Raw genomic sequence first — 19,886 nt, 5'->3', positions numbered from 1 at the left:
TTAAGTGAATGATTTTTTTGCATTAGAATATTTAATAAACCCAAGTAAAAGACTTTTTTGGGTTTATTTACTTAGTTCAATGGTACTTGCAATAATTTATTTTTATATTACAAAAAAAAATACGAGAGTAATCACTTCTTCAAAACTTTGGTTACACCCAAGTGCAAAGTTAGATTATTACTATTTTTTTTTATCATATTTTATAAATATTTTTTTATTGATTCCATTTATTATAAGTGCAAAAAGTGTTGCTTTATTTGTAAATAAAGAGTTGTATTTATATTTTGATTATTATGAAAATGAATTATTTTCATATAAACAAATAGTTTTAATGTATACAATGTGTATATTTATTGTAAGTGATTTTTCAAGATATTGGTTACATAGATTTTTGCATACTATCCCATTTCTTTGGGAATTTCACAAGGTTCATCATAGTGCAAAAGTTTTGACACCTGTGACATTTTATAGAGTGCATCCAGTTGAAAATTTTTTATTTGGACTTAGATACTCTTTAAGTGTGGGAGTAGTAACAGGAGTTTTTATATATCTATTTGGAGCAAAAATAGATATTTATATGGTTTTTGGAGTTAATATAGTTTTATTTATATTTTCATTATTTGGCTCAAATCTTAGACACTCGCATATTCCATTTTCTTATGGAAGTTTTTTAGAGAAGTGGTTACTTTCTCCAAAACAGCATCAGATTCACCATGATAAAAAGCATTTTAATAAAAATTACGGTGGTTACATAGCTATATGGGATAGAATTTTTGGTTCACTTTGTTTATCAAAAGATGTGAAAGTACTAAAGTTTGGTTTAAGACCTGAACAAATGAAAGAGTATATATCTTTAAAAAATTTAATTTTAATACCATTTATAAATTTAATAAAAAAAGGGGGATTTAGTGAAAAAATCAAATTTATTAATTTCAGTGCTTTTAGCTTTTTCAAGTCTAAATGCTAGTGAAGTTTTATCAAAAGAGACTTTAGGTCAAGTTTTATATTTTGATGTAAACTTATCAAAAAATAGAACACAAAGTTGCGCTACATGTCATAATCCAAATGCAGGATTTGTTGATGATAGAAATAATGGCGTAAATAAAATGGTTTCATTAGGAGATGATGGAAAATCTTTAGGAGATAGAGAAGCTCCAACAGCATCTTATGCAAAATTTTCTCCAAAATTTCATTTTGATGAGAAAAAACAAAAATATGTCGGTGGACAGTTTTGGGATGGAAGAGCTGCTACTTTAGAAGAACAAGCTGGTGGTCCACCATTAAATCCAATAGAAATGGGAATGGCAAATAAAAAAGAGATTATTGAAAGAATAAAAGAGAATAGTTTATATGTAGATTCATTTAAAAATATTTTTGGTAAAGATATATTTGAAGATGAAGATAAAGCTTATGATGCGATGACAATTGCAATTGCTTCGTTTGAACGAACTGACGAATTTTCTCCTTTTGATTCGAAGTATGATAGATATTTAAAAGGTGAATATGATTTAACTCCTCTTGAAGATTTAGGTAAATCAATATTCTTTTCAAATAACAATAATTCATGTGCAAATTGTCATGTTCTAAAAGGTGAAGATAAAGCTGGCGAAACATTTACAAATTATGAGTATCATAATATTGGAACTCCTGAAAATAAAGAGTTAAGAGCTAAAAATGGTGTAAAAACTATTGATGAAGGGCTTTTAGCAAATCCAAATGTAACAGATATAAATCAAAAAGGAAAACATAAAGTTCCAACGCTAAGAAATGTAGCTGTAACTGCTCCTTATATGCATAATGGTGTATTTAAAGATTTAAAAACTGTTGTTGAATTTTATGATAAATACAATAATAAAGATAGAACTATAAATCTTGAAACTGGGAAATCTTGGGATGAACCTGAAGTTAAAGATACAATTTCAATAAAAGAGTTAAGAGCAAATGCACTAAATGATAGAAAAGTTGAAGCTTTGGTCGCTTTTATGAAGTTGCTAACTGATAAAAAGTATGAATATTTATTAGATAAATAGGAACACAAAGAAGTTATTTTTTAATATTTTATTATATTTATTTATGATAAAATGTTTTAAAAGGCTTCTTTTGAAGAGTAATATTATACCATTTTTTATTATTTTGAATTTATCTGCTGGAGAAAATATAAATAATTTAGAAAAAGAAAAAGAGAATTTGATTTGTAAATACATAGAACGAATTGAAGAAGCACAAAATAAAAATTTAGATGCTAGAGTGAATTTATTAGATAAAACGTTAAGTTGCTTATTTAATTCAAAGACAAAAAAAGATATTACAAATTGTAAAATCGATGAAAGAAAAAGAATAATGCAGAAAATAAAAGGTTAATTTTTTTCTGCATTTAATTCTATAGTGATTTCTAATCCTAAATAATCAATATTTCCATAGTTTATTTTCGTATTATTTATTTTTAGATTTCCATTCATATGTTTTGAAATTATCTCTTCTGTCATATAAAGACCAATTCCCGTCCCTTTTGCTTGATGTTTTGTAGTAAAATAGGGTTCACAAACTTTATCGATAATATCTTCTTTTATTCCACCTGCATTATCTTTTATTTTTATAATTGATTTATTCTTTTCAATATAACTATTTATAAAAATTAATCTAGGATAATCTTTTTCTAAAAGAGCATCTTTTGAATTGTTCAAAATATTTATAAGCGCTTGAATAAATTCACTTTCATAACCATAAATATTAAAATCTTCAATTTTATTTACAAATAGAATCTCATGATTTTTAAATTGAGCGTCTATTAGTTTGAAAGCTTTTTCAAATGATTCTTTAATACTAAAAAAAGTTTCCTCTTTATCAGATTTAAAAAAGTTTCTAAAATCATCAATAGTTTTGGATAAATATAAAGCAGAATTAGTTATGTTATCTATTGACTCATTAAATGATACATCATCTAAATTTTCTAACTCTTTTTGAAGTTTCATGCCAGTTGCTGCTGTTGTTATAAGGGAAAGAGGTTGTCTCCATTGATGAGCAATATTTCCAAGCATTTCTCCCATCGCAGCCATTTTTGATTGTTGAGAAAGAATATGTTGTTGTTTTTTTAACTCAAGTTTATAGTTTAAAAATTTTTTTTCTAATCTTTTTGATATATATATATATAGAAATAGTTAATAAAATAAGAGTAAGAATAAAAGTAATTATAAAAATATTTTTTATTTTTTTGTTAAATTTTTCATTTAATTCCAAACTCTTTTCTTTAATAATTTGATTCATATGGTTATGAAAAAAACCTTTTCCTAAAATCCAATTCCAGCTAAATAAACCTTTTACATAACTTGTTTTTGTAAGAGGTATTTCATCATCGATAATTTGATAGTCATAAGTGATAAAACCTCCACCATCTTTTGCTAAGTTCCAAATATCATTAAATAAAGTTGTTTCTTTATTTGAATCTATTTTTTGAAAAGATTTATCAACTAAATTATCGACTTTTTGAAAAAGTGCTTTTTTGTTATAATCTAAAATAAAAAAGTAGTCATTTTCATTTGTTTTTAATTTTGAAATATATTCTAAAATTTCATTTTTCATATTTTCTTCAAAATCTATAACATATTCACCACTTCCAATAAACCAATTATATGGTTTAAAATGTATATTAAAACCAATTTTTTTGAAATCTTTTTTACTTAAATTATCAGGTTTTGCATAGTACCATGATAAAAATGCTTCATCTTTGTTTTTAAGACTTTCAACTATTTCTCTTGCTAAATACATACCATTTGTATCTTGAAAATTATAGACAAATTTCCCCTCATTTTCTCTATTTATAGGAAGTAAAATACATTCATAATCAAAAGTATAGATAAAAATATAACCTCGACCATCGTTGAATCTTATATCAACTAACGCATCCTTTATCATTTTGATTATTTCATCTTTTGTTTTTGTATCTTTATTTTCATTATAAATTCTTGTTGCTATATTATTGGCTTCAAGAACTCTTTCTCTAATATTTCTTTTTAATTTCTCTTCTGTTTTTTCTTGGGTTCGAATAATTAAATCATATAAATTTTCAACTTCAGTTTTTACAAAATCTTGATTTCTTTTCAAAAATTCATTTTTTAGAGATATTTTTTCTTTTTCTAATTCATCTTGTTTCTCAAAATATAAAAAAATTGAAATTAGTAAAGAAAGAGAAATAATAAATATTATGGGAGTATATTTTATGATGTTAATAAGAGATTTCTCATTTTTATAAATCATTTTTTTCCTATTTGTTGATAGATTTATTCTAACAAAATTTAAATTTTAATAAAATGACCAAGGTCAATGATTTTGATATTATAAGTTAAAGGAGAGAGAATGTCAAAAAGAGTATTAATAACAGGTGGAAATAAGGGAATTGGACTAGCAGTTTCAAGAGCAATGTTAGAATTTGGATATGAAATAATTATTGTTGCAAGAGATTTTGCGAATTGTCCTTTAGTTGGTGTTGAAAATGTGACTAGTATTGAGTATGATTTATCAGATATTGATGGTTTAAAAGATTTAGCAAATACAGTTGGAAATATAGATATTTTGATTAATAATGCTGGATATATGCAACCAAAATATTCTTATGATAACTATCCAAAAGATGCACGTGAGCATATAATGAATGTTGATTTATATACTCCTGTTGAGTTGATGAATATTTTTAGTGAAAATATGAAAAAACAAAAATATGGAAGAATTGTAAACACTGCTTCAATTGCTGGACAAATAGGACATCCTGATGTTTGGTATGGAATAGCAAAAGCAGGACTTATAAATGCTACAAAAATTTATGGGAAACTTTTAGGTGCCTATGGAATAACAGTGAATTGTGTGGCGCCAAGTCCAACTGAAACAGATATGCAAAAAGATAATAGCGAAGAGAGAAAAGCAGAGTTTAAAAAAACAGTTGCAACGGGAAGATTTGCTGAACCTGAAGAGGTTGCAAAAGCCATAGTATGGTTAGCTACAGATTGTCCTGAATATATAAATGGTATTTGTTTAGATATAAATAATTGTTCATATCCAAGATAATAAAATATTAAGAAAAATTATTATAGTCTTCCGCCCTTATTTTAGTTTCAAGGGTCTTTATGTTCAAAAATTTTTCTATTAAGAAAATATTAGTTTTATCTGGAATTTTAATAGTTCTAATTTCTTTGGTTAATTTAGTGGTTAATATCTTTTTATTATCTTCAGTTGAAAATAGAGTGAAAGAGAAAGAAAAAGATATTTTACCAACAGTGTTTAATTTTTTAGAACTACAAAAAGATGTAATTCAAGTACAACAATGGCTTACTGATGTTTCTGCTACAAGAGGAGCAGAAGGATTTGATGATGGATTTAATATTGCAAAAGAGTATTCTTCAAAAGCGAATGAATTACTAGATAAAATGATAGATGAACATAAAAATAAAGATGAAATTTTAGTAAAAGATTTAAATGAATTTAAAAATGATTTTAATAAATTTTACGAAGTAGGTCTTAAAATGGCAAATACATATGTAAAATTTGGTCCTTCTGAGGGAAACAAAATCATGGAAGAACTCGACCCTTTTGCTGAAAAATTAACTAATAAACTATCTGAATGGATTGATTCTAACTTTAAAATCAATAGTGAAAAATCTTTAGAAATAGAAAAAACAATAGACTTTACTCAAAAAAATCTAGTTATTTTGGGGCTAATTATTATAATAGTAAATTTAGTAATTTTTGCTATTTTAGTTAGTCGAATTTCAAATTCAATTAATATTTTTCAATCGGGATTATTGTCTTTTTTTACTTATTTAAACAAAGAAACAAAAACTGTAGAACCTTTAGATGATAGTACAAAAGATGAATTTGGACAAATGTCTAAAATCATAAATGAAAATATAATAAAAACGAAAAATATAATAGAAAGTGATGAAAAATTTTTACAAGAAGTTGAAAAAGTTGTAGTTGAGGTAAATAAAGGAAGTTTAACAAAACGACTAGATAACAAAGTTGAATCAGAAAATCTTGAAAAACTACGAAATAGTATGAATATAATGCTTGAAAAATTAAATGAAATTGTTGGAAAAGATACAAATAAAATATTAGAAATTTTAGATAGCTTTGGAAGATTAGATTTTAGAAATTCTATAGAAAATGATAATGGAAAAATTCCTTTAGCTTTAAATAATGTAACAAAATTGATAAATGATATGTTAGTTGAAAACAAATCAAATGGATTAACTTTACAAAATAGTTCAAATATTTTGATGTCAAATGTTGAAACATTAAGTTCTTCTTCAACTCAAGCAGCAGCAAGTCTTGAAGAAACAGCAGCAGCACTAGAAGAAATAACTTCAAATATTGCAAGCAATAATGATAAAGTTATTGAGATGTCAAGATATGCAAATGATTTAACATCTTCTGCAAATGAAGGTCAATCTTTAGCAAATCAAACAACTGAATCTATGAATGAAATTGATGAAGAAGTAAAAGCAATAAATGAAGCAATAACTGTGATAGATCAAATTGCTTTCCAAACAAATATATTGTCTTTAAATGCAGCTGTTGAAGCAGCAACTGCTGGTGAAGCTGGAAAAGGTTTTGCTGTTGTTGCACAAGAAGTGCGAAATTTAGCAAATAGAAGTGCTGAAGCTGCAAAAGAAATAAAAGATTTAGTACAAAATGCTACAAATAAGGCAAATGAAGGAAAAGCAATCTCTGATAAAATGATTCTTGGTTATAATAATCTTAATGAAAACATTTTAAAAACAATGGATTTAATAAAAGATATAGAAAATTCTTCAAAAGAACAACTTACTGGAATTGAACAAATAAATGGTGCAGTTACAGAACTTGATCAACAAACACAACAAAATGCAAATGTTGCAATGCAAACAAAAAATGTTGCTCAAAGTACTTTGATAATAGCAAATCAAGTTGTAAAAAATGCAAATGATAAAAAATTTATAGGAAAAGATGAAGTAAAAGCTAAAATTGTGAATTTATAATATCATTAAAGTAGATTTAAAACAAGGATATATAAAAATAGCTAAGCTTTAAATTTTTATTTTTATAAAACTTTTTTAAGGAACTTAATGGCTAAAAAATTACTTTTTATATTTTTGGAATTTTTATTTCTAAATAGTTTATATGCAAAAGATTATAATTTAAATTTTTTAGTTGATAAAGAATCTGAAAAATATGTAGATAATATAAAAGAAGAGTTGAAACATCTATTTCCAAGTGATGATAAAATAAATTTTAAAATAGATGTTTGTAAAGATTCTTGTGAAACTAAACTAAAAAGTTATGATTTTTCTTTACTACAAAAACCAGAAAAGTTAAAAAATAGTTCAAATTTTTTACTTACTTATAATCATATATATTCAAAGTATGAAGAAAATAAACTAATAAGAGCTAGTGCTTTATTAATATTTGAATATTTAAAAGAGAATAAAAAGAATAAATATTTACATTTAAAAAATGAATTTTTTGAAGAAAAAAAACAAGAAATAAAAAGTGAAAATAATATAGATTTAAAAGATTTATTTTCTTTAGCTAAACAAAACAATCTTCAAATCTTACAAAGTCTAAATAGTATGAAATTGAGTAAATTAGATGTTGATGAATCAAAAACAAACTATAAACCACAAATTGATTTTTATTCAAATCTAATTCAAATGGATGGCGATAGAGCAAAATATAGCAGTGGTTTATATAGTGAAGGAACAGTTGATGTTGGTGTAAAACTAACTCAACTGATTTATTCAGATAAAGTAATAAAAAATATAAAAATCAAAGAATTACTTGAAAAATCAAATAAAAATGGTGTTAAGGCAAAAATTGATGAAGTTTTTTATAGTGTAGTGCTTACTTATTTAAATATTATAAAAGCAAGTAATCATAATGATATTATGAAAATCAAACAAAATTTTATCAAACAAAATCTAAGTTTTGCAAACCAAAGAGTAGAAATCGGTGTTCAAGATAGAAGTGATGTTTATAGATGGGAAAGTGAATTAGCAAATGTAAATATAGAGTTAGCAAACTCTATAAATGAATTAGATTATTTAAAAATAGAGTTAGCAAATCTTTTACAAATAAATAAAAATTTCTCTTTTTTCAATTATGGAATGGAATCAAAAATCTTTAAACTTTTGAATCAAGATTCAATAAATTTTATTTCAAATGAAAAAGTACAAGAGTTATTTTTAGATGAAATTATCTATTCTCATTCTGCTTTAAAACAATTACATGATTTGATAGTTGCAAAAAATGAAGAATATAAGATGAATAAAGCTTCAAGATATTTACCAACTATTGCCTTTGAAGGAAATGCAAAAAAAATTGTAGATAGATATGCACAAGGTTCAAATACTACTAGATATTGGGATAATGATGAATATCAAGCAGTTATAAATTTAACTTTACCTATTTATGAAGGTGGTTTAAAATCTGTAAATATTGAAAAAAATGAAGTTGAATTACTCAATTTAAAACTTCAATATAATGAAATAAAAAATCTGATTGAAAAAAATGTAGAACAAAACTATGATTCTTTAAAAAAATCTTATGAAAAAATATCTTTTTCAAAAACAGCTCAAGAGTTTGCCCAAAAGAATTTTGAACTAATTCAAGATAGATATAAAATGGGAAATGAAAATATTATTTCTTTATTAGATGCTCAAAATGCTTATATAGTTTCAAAATTAAATGAAAATATTTCAATAATTGATTATTTGATTGATTTAAGTTCAATTTACTATTTTAGTGGAAATATTGATATATTAATTGATATGAACAAAAAAGATGATTTAGAGAAAAAAATATTAAAAGTAACAAAGGAATCATAATGATAAAAATTCTATTAATTGGATGTTTACTTTTTTTTACAGCTTGTCAGAAGAAAGAAGAAAATAAAAAACAAGAGAGTAAAAAATCAGTTTTTGTGATAAAACCTACAATAAAAGATGGTTTAGAAAAAAGAATTTTTAATGCTGTTGCTTCTTCTTCAAATGAAACAAAACTTAGTTTTAAAGTTCAAGGAAATTTGAACTATTTTAAAATACAAATTGGTGATGAAGTAAAAGAGAATAGTTTAATTGCAAAACTTGATTCAAAACCTTATGAATTGAAAGTTTCTCAAGTAAATTATGCATTAAGTGAATCACTAGCAAGTTTACAAAATGCAAAAAATTCTTATGAAAGAGTAAAAAAATTATATATAAATCAAAATGCAAGTGTAAGTGATATTGATAATGCAAGAAGTTCTTTTGAAGCAAGTAAAGCAAAAGTTGAAAATATAAAAAAAGAGTTAGAATATGCAAAACTCCAACTATCTTATACAGAGTTATATTCTCCAATAAATGGAGTAATTGGAGCAAAATTTGTAAATGAAAATGAAAATGTAACAGTTGGTACACCAATAGTTTTGGTAAGTGATAAGTTTGTTGATGAGGTTAGAATACATATTCCAGAGATGTTTATAAATAAAATTAAAAAAGAGGATTTTGTAAAAGTATTTTTTAATTCAATAAATACAGTTGTCAATGCAAAAATTTCAGAAATATCAAAAGTTGCTTCTTCAAATGAAAAAACATATTTAGTAATAGTAAAACTAGAAGAAAAAAATCCTTTGATTAAAGTAGGAATGTCAGCGGATGTTTATTTTAATTTTGAAGAAAAAGGAAAAAAATTAGTTTATCTAATTCCTTCTAACTCTGTTTTAAATGATAAAGATGGTTACTTTGTTTATGTAATAGAAAAAAATGGTAATGACTATTTTACAAAAAGAAAAAATATAAAAGTTGGTAACTTACAAAAAGAAGGATATGAAGTAATAAGTGGTTTAAATGAAAATGATTTAGTTTTAAAAGCAGGAATGAGTGAAGTTTTTGAAGGTATGGCTGTTGTTATTGGAAATGAAAAAGCAATAGGCAACTAAAAATGAATCTAACTTCTTTTGCTTTAAAAAATGACAAAGTAACCATTGTTTTTGCTATTTTAATTTTTATTTATGGAATTATCTCTTTTTTAGATTTGCCAAGAGCAAAAGACCCTGGATTTATAATAAGAACTGCAACAGTTGTGACTTATTTTCCAGGTGCAAGTGCTAAAAGAATAGAGCAACTTGTAACTGATAAATTAGAAAAAAAGATTCAAGAGATGAGTGAAATTGATTTTATTAAATCAACTTCAAAAAGTGGTGTTTCTATAATTTTTGTAAATATTTTGGAAAAACATAAAAATATGCGCCCAATTTGGGATAGTTTACGAAGAAAAGTAGATGATGGAACAAGAGAACTTCCTGATGGAGCTTTAAAACCAATAGTAAATGATGAGTTTGGTGATGTTTATGGTTCTTTGATTTCTATTTCTAGTGATGGTTTAAGTAAAGCAGAACTTGAAGATATCGCAAATGATACAAAAGATGTTTTTTTAAGATTAAATGATGTTGCAAAAATAGATATTATTGGTATTCAACCACAAGTTGTTTATGTTGAATTTGATAACTCAAAATTAGCTAGATTGAATTTAAGTGCTAGTTATTTAAAAAATATTTTAGAGAGTAAAAATATTGTACTTTCTGGAGGAAATATCAAAATAGAATCAAGTAGATTATCTATTGAGCCATCAGGAAATTACGAAAATATAGAACAAATATCAAATACAATAATTCCTTTAAATACAGGAGAAAAAGTCTATTTAAAAGATATTGCAAATATAAAAGCTGATTATAAAAATCCAAGTTCTTTGATAGTTCAAAAAGATGGTAAAGATTCGATTATTTTAGCAATTTCTATGAAAAAAGATGGCGATATTATCAAGCTTGGAGAAGAGATAGATATTTTGACAAAACAAGTTCAAGATAAACTTCCTTTAGGAGTAAAACTTGATAGATTGTTTAATGAACCAAAAATTGTAGATCATATTATAAATAATTTTGTGAATAATCTTCTTCAAGCTATGGTGCTTGTTATTTTAGTTATGCTTTTTTCTTTGGGTTTAAGAACTGGATTAATTGTGGCTTTTTTAATTCCAATGTCAATATTAACCTCATTTATAATTATGTCAGTTTTTGATATTTGGTTAGACCAAGTTTCACTCGCAGCTTTGATTATCTCTTTAGGCTTACTTGTTGATAGTGCAATTGTTATGAGTGAATCAATTATGGTTTTGATGCAAAAAGGAAAAAATGTAGTAGAAGCATCAATTCAAAGTGCAAACGAGCTAAAAATTCCTCTTTTAACATCAGCGCTTACAACTTCAGCTGCTTTTTTACCTATTTTTTTAGCTAAATCAAGTACAGGTGAATATACAAACTCTATATTTAAAGTTGTAACTATTACACTTTTATCTTCATGGGTTTTAGCTCTTACTTTAACGCCTGTTTTAAGTAAATATTTTATGAAAAAAGATTTAACTAAAGAGTTAAAACAAAGTAGGGCGATTAGATTTTATAGAGATTTTTTAAATCTTTTATTAAATCATAAAATAGCTACTGTTATTGTAGTTACTTTATTGTTTATTAGTTCTTTAAAAGTATTAGATTCTGTTCCTAAAAAATTCTTTCCCGAAGCAACAGAGTCAACATTTACAGCTGAAATTAGACTTCCAATCGGAACAGCAATAGAAACTACAAAAGAAAATGTAGAAGTTATAGAAAAATATATAAAAGAGAAATATATGTCATCTAAAAATGGTGATAATGAAGTGATAAATTTTGTCTCTTTTATTGGTGAAAGTGCTCCTAGATTTTGGTTATCTTATGAACAAGAGTTGGCAAGTAGTGAATATAGTACAATTTTGATAAATACAAAAGATACTGAAGTTTTACCAAAAATTGAAGAAGATATAGAAAATTTTGCAAAATCAAAATTCCCAGATATGCAAATAAATGCAAAAACTTTAGCAATGGGACCACCAGTTAAAAAACCAATAGAGATAAGAATTAGTGGAAAAGATACTAATAAACTTTTTGAATTAAGTTCTAAAGTGAAGCAAGAACTATCAAAAATAGCTGGAGTGAAAAATATTGTTGATGATTGGGGAATTAGAAATAAAAAATTAGTTGTTCAGATTGATGAAGCTAAAGCATTAAAAGAAGGTATTTCAAATCTTGATATTGCTATTTCTTTACAAACAAATCTAAGTGGTTTTGAAGTGGCAACTTATAGAAAAGATGATAAATTGATTCCTATTATTCTTCGTTCAAATGAAGATACAAAAGATGATATAAATAGATTGCAAACAGTAAATGTATATTCTCAAACAAGTGGAAAAAATATCTCTTTATCTCAAGTTGCAACAATAAAAGTAGTTTATGAAGAATCAAATATAATAAGAAGAGATAGATTAAAAACAATAACAGTAGGAGCAGAAATAGAAGAAGGTTATAATGCACTTTTGGTTTTTGAAGATATAAAACCTTGGCTTGAGCAGTTTTCAAAATCTTTTGAACTTGGTTATTATTATGAGTTTGGAGGAGAATATGAAGCTTCTGGAAAAGCAAATGATTCAATTGTTGTAAATCTTCCGATTGCTTTTATGTCAATTTTACTTTTGATGGTTGCGCAGTTTAATTCTATAAAAAAACCTTTGATTATATTAACTTCTATTCCATTGGGAATAATTGGAGTTTCTTATGGATTATTTATTACAAATTCATATTTTGGATTTATGACTCTTTTAGGAATTATCTCTCTTTCAGGTATAGTTATAAATAATGCAATTGTTTTACTTGAAAGAATAAAAATAGAAGAAATAGAGAATGGTTTTTCACCATATAAAGCTATAATTGAAGCTAGTATTAGTAGATTTAGACCAATTGTTTTAACAACACTTACAACTGTTTTAGGACTTGTTCCTTTATGGTATAGTGGAGGAATTATGTGGGAACCAATGGCAATTTCTATAATATTTGGATTAATGGTTTCAACTATTCTTACTTTGGTTTTTACACCAGTTTTATATGCAATATTTTATAAAATAAAAAAGGATTAAGATGCTAAAAAAATTGTGGTTTAAAGTTATTGTTGGAATGATTCTTGGTTTGATTTTAGGTTTACTTTTATCTCCAAGTGCTTTTGCAATGGTAGATGAAAAGCTTTCTTTTATGTTAGCTCCATGGATAGCTTTGATTGGAAATATTTTTTTAGCATTAATAAAAATGATAGTTATTCCTTTAGTTGTTAGTTCTATAATTTTAGGAATTGTAAGTGCTCAAAGTGTCGAAACTTTAAAAAAATTGGGATTTTTTATTTTCCCTTATTTTATTTTAACTACATTAGTTGCCGTAGTTTTAGGGATAATAAATACAACTATAATTAATCCAGGTTCGTATGTTTCAAAAGAAGTAATATCTCAAATGAGTGTAGCAAATACTCAAGTAGCAAAAACAATACAAAATATATCAATTCCAGATATGATAGTTGATTTAATACCTGTAAGTGTTGCAAAAGCGGAACTTGCAGGAAATATCTTAGCTTTTGTTGTTTTAGCTATTTTTGTTGGAGTTGCTCTTTTAAATCTAAAAGAAGAGGAATCAAAACCTTTGGTTGATTTATCAAAATCAATTCAAGCTTTTTCAATGAAAATAGTAGAATGGGCTATGAAACTAGCTCCTTATGCAGTATTTGGACTTATTTGTAATATAACAATAAAAATAGGTTTTCAAGCAATTTCTTCAATGTTTATGTATATTTTAACTGTACTTTTTGGGTTGATATTACTTTTGTGTTTTTATTTAATTATAGTTTATCTCTCTTCAAATATGAAACCATTTCAATTTTTAGGAAAGATAAAAGAAGTTCAACTTATGGCTTTCTCAACTTCAAGTTCGGCTGCAGTGATGCCACTTTCAATTAATACAGCAGAAACAAAACTAAATATACCTCCAACTATTTCAAAATTTGTAATACCTTTGGGTGCAACTATAAATATGGATGGAACAGCACTTTATCAAGTAAGTGCAGCAGTTTTTTTAACTCAAATTTTTGGAATAGATTTATCTTTTTTTGAATTGGTTATTTTAGCATTGACAACTGTTGGAGCATCAATTGGAACACCAAGTACTCCAGGAGTTGGTATTGTAATACTTGCAACAATTTTACAAAGTATTGGAGTTCCACTTGAAGGAATAGCACTTATTTTAGGAGTTGATAGAATATTAGATATGTGCAGAACTACAATAAATGTAACAGGGGATTTAACAGCTTCTTTATTTATGAAAAGAGTTTTAGGTATTAAATAAATTAATACCTATTTAAACTTTATAACATACGTGGTATTTGTGATGAATGGTGATGTAAAATAGGCTTAGGTCTTGAAATATCTAAAACATAACTAAAACGAGCTTCAAAGTTTAGTAATTCACCATCAACTGCAAATCTCCAATTATAAATACCACTTAATGAAAAAATTTGATTTTGAATTTCTTGAGAAATCACAGTTTTTTCATGAAGGGCAATACTTAGTTCTTCTCTACTACCTAATTTTTCGAAATAATCTTTTAATTTATCTGGTGTATTTAATAATCTATTTGAAAATGTAGGAATTAATACAGCGTGGTCATCATATAAGTTAAGTAGTTTTTCTATATTAGCAGTATTAATTGCATTCATCCAAGCTTCAAGAATATCTAAAGGCATTTTTCTCATTTTTCCCCTTTTTAATTGAAATATTAGCAAATAAGATTTAAATGCAACTTAGTTGCATTTAAAAACTCTTTAGTTAAAATGCCCAAAATAAAAAAAGGAAATTATTTAATATGGAAAGATTTATTATAAATTCTGCTTTAGATATGCATCTTCATTTAAGAGATGATGAGATGTTAAAACTTGTAGCTTCTAAAACATCAAAAGATTTTGTAGGAGCACTTGTAATGCCAAATCTTGTTCCTCCAATTACTACAAAAGAAGCTCTTTTATCATATAAAAAAAGAATAAAAGAAGTTTGTAAAGATGATGATTTTAATCCTTATCTTACGATATTTTTTCAAGTAGATTATACATATTCATTTTTAGAAGATATAAAAGATGAGATAATTGCAGTAAAACTTTATCCTTTTGGTGTTACAACAAATTCCCAAACTGGTGTATCTTCAATGGATGTTGAAATTTTAAGATCAACTCTTGAAGCAATGAGTAAATTAGGCATACCTTTGTGTGTACATGGAGAAACAAAAGGTTTTGTAATGGATAGGGAAAAAGAGTTTTTACCTATTTATGAATCTTTAGCAATAAATTTCCCAAATCTTAAAATAATTATGGAGCATATCTCAACTAAAGAAGCAGTAACTTTACTGGATAAATATAAAAACTTATATGCAACAGTTACAATTCATCATCTTCTTTTAACTCTTGATGATGTTGCTGGTGGAGGATTAAATCCGCATTTATTTTGTAAACCTATAGTTAAAAGATATGAAGATAGAGATGCTTTATTAAAAGTTGTATTAGACGCTCATCCTAAAATAATGTTTGGTTCAGATTCTGCACCACATCCAAAAAATAACAAAGAAGCAGCAGATGGTGCAGCAGGTATTTTCTCTTCACCAATAGCACTACAAGTTTTAACAGAATTATTTGAAAAGCATGAAAAATTAGACAATCTAAATAATTTTGTAAGTTTAAATGCACAAAGAATTTATAATCTAATGCCTATTAAAAAAGAAGTTAATTTAATCAAAAAAGATTTTATAGTTCCAGAAATTTATAGTAATGAAACTGAACAAGTAGTTCCAATGTTTGCTGGTAAAACTTTGCGTTGGAGTATTGAATAAATAATTTATTCAAAGGAGAAGAAGATGATTATAAGAAAAAAATTTAAATTTGAAGGTGCTCATATAGTGAGAAACTGTTCTACAAATAGATGTAAAAAGTCAATTCATGGACACTCTTATATTGTTGAAGTATTTTTTACTTCAAATAAGTTGGATAATGGCTATATGATTTTAGATTTTGGTTTAACAAAAAAACATATTGAGAATATTATAGACTCTTTTGACCATGCTTATTCAATGTGGAGTGAAGAAAAAGAAGAGTTTAAAAACTTTTTTAAAACTAATAGTGAACGTTGGATAGAAATGCCAGTATCTCCAAGTGCTGAATCTTATAGTTTAATGTTCTTAAAGTTTATAGATCATATTTTAAAAAACACAACTTTTTCAAATGCAGAAGGGGATGTTTTAGTAACATCCGTGAGAGTGCATGAAACTAAAACAGGCTATGCAGAAGCTTTTAGAGAAGATATGGAATTAATTGAATTAGACATCAAAAAAGTAGTTTTTTCTAAGGAAGTTATAAATGAATGGAAAGAAAAAGATGAATTGATTAAAATTTTATCTTTTTAATTATTATGATGGAAAAAAATTTTAGCTATGTATTAAATAAGGCAATACCACTTTTTTTAATATTTTTTATATCTAAACTAGGATTTATACCAAAATAAGAGGTATATTCTCTACTAAATTGGGAGTTACTTAGATAACCAACTTGAAAAGCAGCTCCTGAAATATCCATATTTTGTGTAATCATCAATCTTCTTGCTTCTTGAAGTTTTTGTATTTTTCTATATTGCAAAGGAGTTAATGCTGTAAAAGTTTTAAAATATTTAAAAAAGTTAGAAACACTCATATTTACTCTTTTTGCAATCTCTTCTATACTTAAAGATTCATATAAATCTTTATTCATAAAAGAGATAGCTTTTGAAATTTTATAAGCATTTCCTTCAATAAAACTAAGTTGTAAAAGTTCAATAGTTTTATTAGTGATAAGTAAATGGTAAAGTAACTCTTTTTTATACATTTTTAAAAGAGTTTTTATATCTTTTTCTTTTTTAGAAAGTTTAAAAAGTCTAAAAACTGTATCCAATAATTCTTCATTAATTTTATATGAGCAAAGGGCTAAAGAACTTTTATTTTTATCTAAAGTAATAGAAAACTCTTTTATTGCTTCAAAAATCTCTTCTAAAGTAAAAGAGATTTTAAAAGATAAAAAGGGTTCATTTTCTGAAGCTTTTACTATTCTTCCTGAAATAGGAAGATATGTAGATGAGATTAAAAAAGAGGAGTTATCATAAGTTATAACTTTTTTTCCAATAGTTACAATCTTCGCTCCTTGTAAAATTACAAATAGTGATGGTTCATAAACTGTTTGCAACTCTTTTGTTATATTTGAAGATTTGAAAATTATCATTGAAGGAATATTTGTAGTATTAATTCCCTCAATCAAACTCTCTTTTAAAACTAAGTTTTTTAACTCTTCAAGTAAATCTTTCATTTATAAACACATTCCTCCTGAAATTTCTATTCTTTGTCCATTTATCCATTTACATTCTGATGAAACTAAATTAGCAACAGCTTCTCCAATATCATTTGCAACACCAACTCTTCCTAAAGCAATTTTAGAAGCAATTACTTTATTTATTTCTTCATTATCCCTAACTACACCATTTCCAAAATCAGTCTCAATTGCTCCAGGTGCTATTACATTTACACTTATTCCTCTTTTCCCTAACTCTAAAGCTTGATACTTTGTCATAACTTCAACCGCTCCTTTCATAGTTGCATAAGCACAAAATCCATCTAAACTAAATCTTGTAAGCCCTGTTGAAATATTTAAGATATTTCCATTATCTTTGATATATGGAAGTAGTTTTTGAGTTAAAAAAAATGGTGCTTTAATATGTATATTCATCAAATCATCAAACTCTTTTAGAGTTGTATTTTCAAAAGAGTTATTTATTCCGATTCCTGCATTGTTTATCAATAAATCAAAACAATTTGTATCAAAATTTAATTTTAGACAATTTTTAAATTCTTCTACAAAAATATCAAAAGAGTCTACTTCTAAGGTATTTAGTTTTATTGCAAATGCTTTTTGCCCAAAACTCTCTATTTCTTTTATAACTTCTAAAGCAGCATTATTTGAATTATTGTATGTAAAAATTATATTATAAGATTTTTTTGCTAGTTGTAGAGCCATATTTTTTCCTAAACCTCTACTACCACCAGTAATAAGTGCTATTTTCATCTTTTATCCTTTATGTTTTTTTTGATTATATAAGAATAAAAGAGAAAATAGTTAGATTAAAACTCTATAAAATTTGCCTAATTCTCTAATTTTAAGAGTTATATTTTTTTCTATTACTTGCTAAAATTAATAAAATACCAAATACAGCAGCTATAAATGAAGCTCCGAAGATTCCAAGTTTCACAGCAGCAATAATTCCTTCATCAACAAAAGCTAAATGAGTGATAAAAATTGACATTGTAAATCCAATACCACCTAAGAAACCAACTGCAATTACTTCAAACCAAGAGATGTTTTCAGGTTTTTTAATAATTCTTAATTTTGTTAAAAGATAAGTAAAACCAAAAATACCTATTGGTTTTCCAATTAATAATCCAAAAACAACTCCTGAAACTATCATTAGATTTGCTGAAACTGTTGTGAAGTCTATTAAAACTCCTGCATTTGAAAATGCAAATAAAGGCATAATAAAAAATGCAGATAAACCATGTAGGTTATGCTCAAGTCTAACTAATGGATTTTGAACTTTATCATATCCATAAGCAATACTTTCTAAAGCATCTGTTTGATGATGATTTAAAATAGGAATTTCATCAATATTTTTTTCAAAATCATCTACTGAATCTCTTGTTTTTTGAATAAACTCTTTTTCATCTATTTTAGAACTAATTGGAATAGCAAAAGCTAATAAAACTCCAGCGATTGTCGCATGAATTCCAATTTCATGGATAAATACCCATAAGAATATTCCTAAAATTAGATATGGTAAGATTTTTTTTACACCACTGTAATTTAAAAACCAGATAAGTCCATATGCAATTCCTGCATGTAAAAAATATTCAAATTTAATTTCACTTGTGTAAACAGTGGCAACTACTAAAACAGCACCTAAGTCATCAACAACAGCAAGGGCAACTAAAAATAGTTTAACAGCAGGATTTACTTTTGTACCTAAAAGCATTAAGATACCTAAAGCAAATGCAATATCTGTTGCCATTGGAATACCAAATCCCATTGGATTTTCACTATTAAATGCAACATAAATCAAAGCTGGGATTACCATCCCTCCAATTGCAGCAACGATTGGAAAAGAGGCTTTACTTGCACTTGAAAGTTCACCTATTATCATTTCTCTTTTTATTTCAAGTCCTACCATAAGAAAAAATAGAGCCATTAACCCATCATTTATCCAATAAGTTAAGTTCATAGAAATAGTTCTATCACCTAAAGTTATACCTAAAGGCATATGCCATAAATCATAGTAAGCTTGACCTAAACTTGAATTTGCAACAATAACAGCTGCAACAGTAGCAATAAACAGAATAATTCCACTTAATGCTTCTTTTGAAATAAAATCTTCAATTACTAAAAACTTTTTTATCATTCTTTTCCTTCCATACAATTTTTGCATATACCTTTGATAATAATATTTTCAATTTTATATCCAGGCATAACAAAATCTAATTTTTCATGAATACACTCAATTTTCGAGCACTCTGAACAAATAAAGTGAGAGTGTTGATTTTTTTTAATTTCGAAGTATCTTTTTTTATCATTTGATTCAAAAGAACTTATCAAATTTTCCTCTTCGAAAATAGTAATATTTCTATAAAAGGTTGCTTTATCCATAGAAATATAATCTTTCATATCTTCGTAAGATAAAGGTTTATTTGAATTTACTAAAAGTTCTAAAATAGATTTTCTAGCACTTGTAAGCTTGATATTTGTAATGTTTGTTAAATTATCTAATATATTCATAGTTAAGATTATAGCAATTTTTTTTTAAAATTAGTTTTACGACTAAGTTGCATTAAAGATTAATGAGATTAGAATTACAAAAAAATTGCAACTTGG

18 protein-coding genes are annotated in these 19,886 nt (G+C 25.8%); 11 read left to right on the top strand and 7 right to left on the bottom strand.

Annotation, left to right across the window (positions count from 1 at the left end; all coding sequences use genetic code 11):
* Positions 1-4 precede the first annotated feature (4 nt).
* The 3 genes from ABLL_RS11320 (at position 5) to ABLL_RS11310 (ending at position 2,361) form a co-directional block, all read left to right on the top strand.
* A complete protein-coding gene (locus ABLL_RS11320) occupies positions 5-967 on the top strand; it encodes a sterol desaturase family protein (RefSeq protein WP_014474948.1) in 963 nt (320 codons plus the stop codon).
* Positions 909-2,030 (top strand): cytochrome-c peroxidase, encoded by a 1,122-nt coding sequence (locus ABLL_RS11315; protein ID WP_041654873.1) that lies wholly within the window; start codon positions 909-911, stop codon positions 2,028-2,030. The genes ABLL_RS11320 and ABLL_RS11315 overlap by 59 nt, the downstream gene beginning before the upstream one ends.
* A 70-nt stretch (positions 2,031-2,100) precedes the next feature.
* Positions 2,101-2,361 (top strand): hypothetical protein, encoded by a 261-nt coding sequence (locus tag ABLL_RS11310; RefSeq protein WP_014474946.1) that lies wholly within the window; start codon positions 2,101-2,103, stop codon positions 2,359-2,361.
* Here the strand turns inward: ABLL_RS11310 and ABLL_RS14945 are convergent.
* Both ABLL_RS14945 and ABLL_RS14940 read right to left on the bottom strand, forming a co-directional pair.
* Positions 2,358-3,056: a sensor histidine kinase gene (locus tag ABLL_RS14945; RefSeq protein WP_014474945.1), complete on the bottom strand. Its 699-nt coding sequence runs from the start codon at positions 3,054-3,056 to the stop codon at positions 2,358-2,360. The genes ABLL_RS11310 and ABLL_RS14945 overlap by 4 nt on opposite strands.
* A 46-nt stretch (positions 3,057-3,102) precedes the next feature.
* The gene (locus ABLL_RS14940) at positions 3,103-4,254 is read right to left on the bottom strand and encodes a cache domain-containing protein (protein ID WP_014474944.1); all 1,152 of its coding nucleotides are present in this window, start codon (positions 4,252-4,254) and stop codon (positions 3,103-3,105) included.
* 99 nt (positions 4,255-4,353) lie between these two features.
* Here ABLL_RS14940 and ABLL_RS11295 point away from each other — a divergent pair, with 99 nt between their 5' ends.
* From ABLL_RS11295 to ABLL_RS11270, 6 genes are all read left to right on the top strand, one after another.
* Positions 4,354-5,058 (top strand): SDR family NAD(P)-dependent oxidoreductase, encoded by a 705-nt coding sequence (locus ABLL_RS11295; protein WP_014474943.1) that lies wholly within the window; start codon positions 4,354-4,356, stop codon positions 5,056-5,058.
* A 59-nt stretch (positions 5,059-5,117) separates the two neighbouring features.
* Complete coding sequence (locus tag ABLL_RS11290; protein WP_014474942.1) at positions 5,118-7,007, top strand: methyl-accepting chemotaxis protein; 1,890 nt, start codon at positions 5,118-5,120, stop codon at positions 7,005-7,007.
* Positions 7,008-7,094: 87 nt separating this feature from the next.
* The gene (locus ABLL_RS11285; protein ID WP_014474941.1) at positions 7,095-8,852 is read left to right on the top strand and encodes a TolC family protein; all 1,758 of its coding nucleotides are present in this window, start codon (positions 7,095-7,097) and stop codon (positions 8,850-8,852) included.
* Positions 8,852-9,943: an efflux RND transporter periplasmic adaptor subunit gene (locus tag ABLL_RS11280; protein ID WP_014474940.1), complete on the top strand. Its 1,092-nt coding sequence runs from the start codon at positions 8,852-8,854 to the stop codon at positions 9,941-9,943. The genes ABLL_RS11285 and ABLL_RS11280 overlap by 1 nt, the downstream gene beginning before the upstream one ends.
* A gap of 2 nt (positions 9,944-9,945) precedes the next feature.
* Positions 9,946-13,002, top strand: coding sequence for an efflux RND transporter permease subunit (locus ABLL_RS11275; protein ID WP_014474939.1), 3,057 nt, complete (start codon positions 9,946-9,948; stop codon positions 13,000-13,002).
* A 1-nt stretch (position 13,003) separates the two neighbouring features.
* Positions 13,004-14,251 carry a dicarboxylate/amino acid:cation symporter gene (locus ABLL_RS11270; RefSeq protein ID WP_014474938.1) on the top strand — a complete coding sequence of 416 codons (1,248 nt, stop codon included), beginning with the start codon at positions 13,004-13,006 and terminating at the stop codon, positions 14,249-14,251.
* A 19-nt stretch (positions 14,252-14,270) separates the two neighbouring features.
* Here the strand turns inward: ABLL_RS11270 and ABLL_RS11265 are convergent, their stop codons facing one another.
* Positions 14,271-14,657 carry a nuclear transport factor 2 family protein gene (locus ABLL_RS11265; RefSeq protein WP_041654872.1) on the bottom strand — a complete coding sequence of 129 codons (387 nt, stop codon included), beginning with the start codon at positions 14,655-14,657 and terminating at the stop codon, positions 14,271-14,273.
* A gap of 110 nt (positions 14,658-14,767) precedes the next feature.
* Between ABLL_RS11265 and pyrC the strand changes: the two genes are divergently transcribed.
* Together pyrC and ABLL_RS11255 are read left to right on the top strand one after the other, a co-directional pair.
* Positions 14,768-15,781, top strand: coding sequence for a dihydroorotase (gene pyrC, locus ABLL_RS11260; RefSeq protein ID WP_014474936.1), 1,014 nt, complete (start codon positions 14,768-14,770; stop codon positions 15,779-15,781).
* Between the two features lie 24 nt (positions 15,782-15,805).
* Positions 15,806-16,351 carry a 6-carboxytetrahydropterin synthase QueD gene (locus ABLL_RS11255; RefSeq protein ID WP_014474935.1) on the top strand — a complete coding sequence of 182 codons (546 nt, stop codon included), beginning with the start codon at positions 15,806-15,808 and terminating at the stop codon, positions 16,349-16,351.
* Between the two features lie 25 nt (positions 16,352-16,376).
* Here the strand turns inward: ABLL_RS11255 and ABLL_RS11250 are convergent, their stop codons facing one another.
* The 4 genes from ABLL_RS11250 to ABLL_RS11235 form a co-directional block, all read right to left on the bottom strand.
* A complete protein-coding gene (locus ABLL_RS11250; RefSeq protein ID WP_014474934.1) occupies positions 16,377-17,279 on the bottom strand; it encodes an AraC family transcriptional regulator in 903 nt (300 codons plus the stop codon).
* Positions 17,280-18,032 (bottom strand): SDR family NAD(P)-dependent oxidoreductase, encoded by a 753-nt coding sequence (locus ABLL_RS11245; RefSeq protein ID WP_014474933.1) that lies wholly within the window; start codon positions 18,030-18,032, stop codon positions 17,280-17,282. It lies immediately after the preceding gene.
* Positions 18,033-18,123: 91 nt separating this feature from the next.
* Entirely contained in the window at positions 18,124-19,416 is a 1,293-nt protein-coding gene (nhaA, locus tag ABLL_RS11240; RefSeq protein ID WP_014474932.1) for a Na+/H+ antiporter NhaA, read from the bottom strand.
* Complete coding sequence (locus tag ABLL_RS11235) at positions 19,413-19,790, bottom strand: Fur family transcriptional regulator (protein ID WP_014474931.1); 378 nt, start codon at positions 19,788-19,790, stop codon at positions 19,413-19,415. Before ABLL_RS11235 ends, nhaA begins: the two co-directional genes overlap by 4 nt.
* Positions 19,791-19,886: the final 96 nt, after the last annotated feature.

The organism is Arcobacter sp. L, assembly GCF_000284235.1.
GTDB classification, from domain to species: domain Bacteria; phylum Campylobacterota; class Campylobacteria; order Campylobacterales; family Arcobacteraceae; genus Aliarcobacter; species Aliarcobacter defluvii.
The sequence above is the reverse complement of the archived record's forward strand: the minus strand, read 5'-3'. Positions and strand labels throughout refer to the sequence as shown.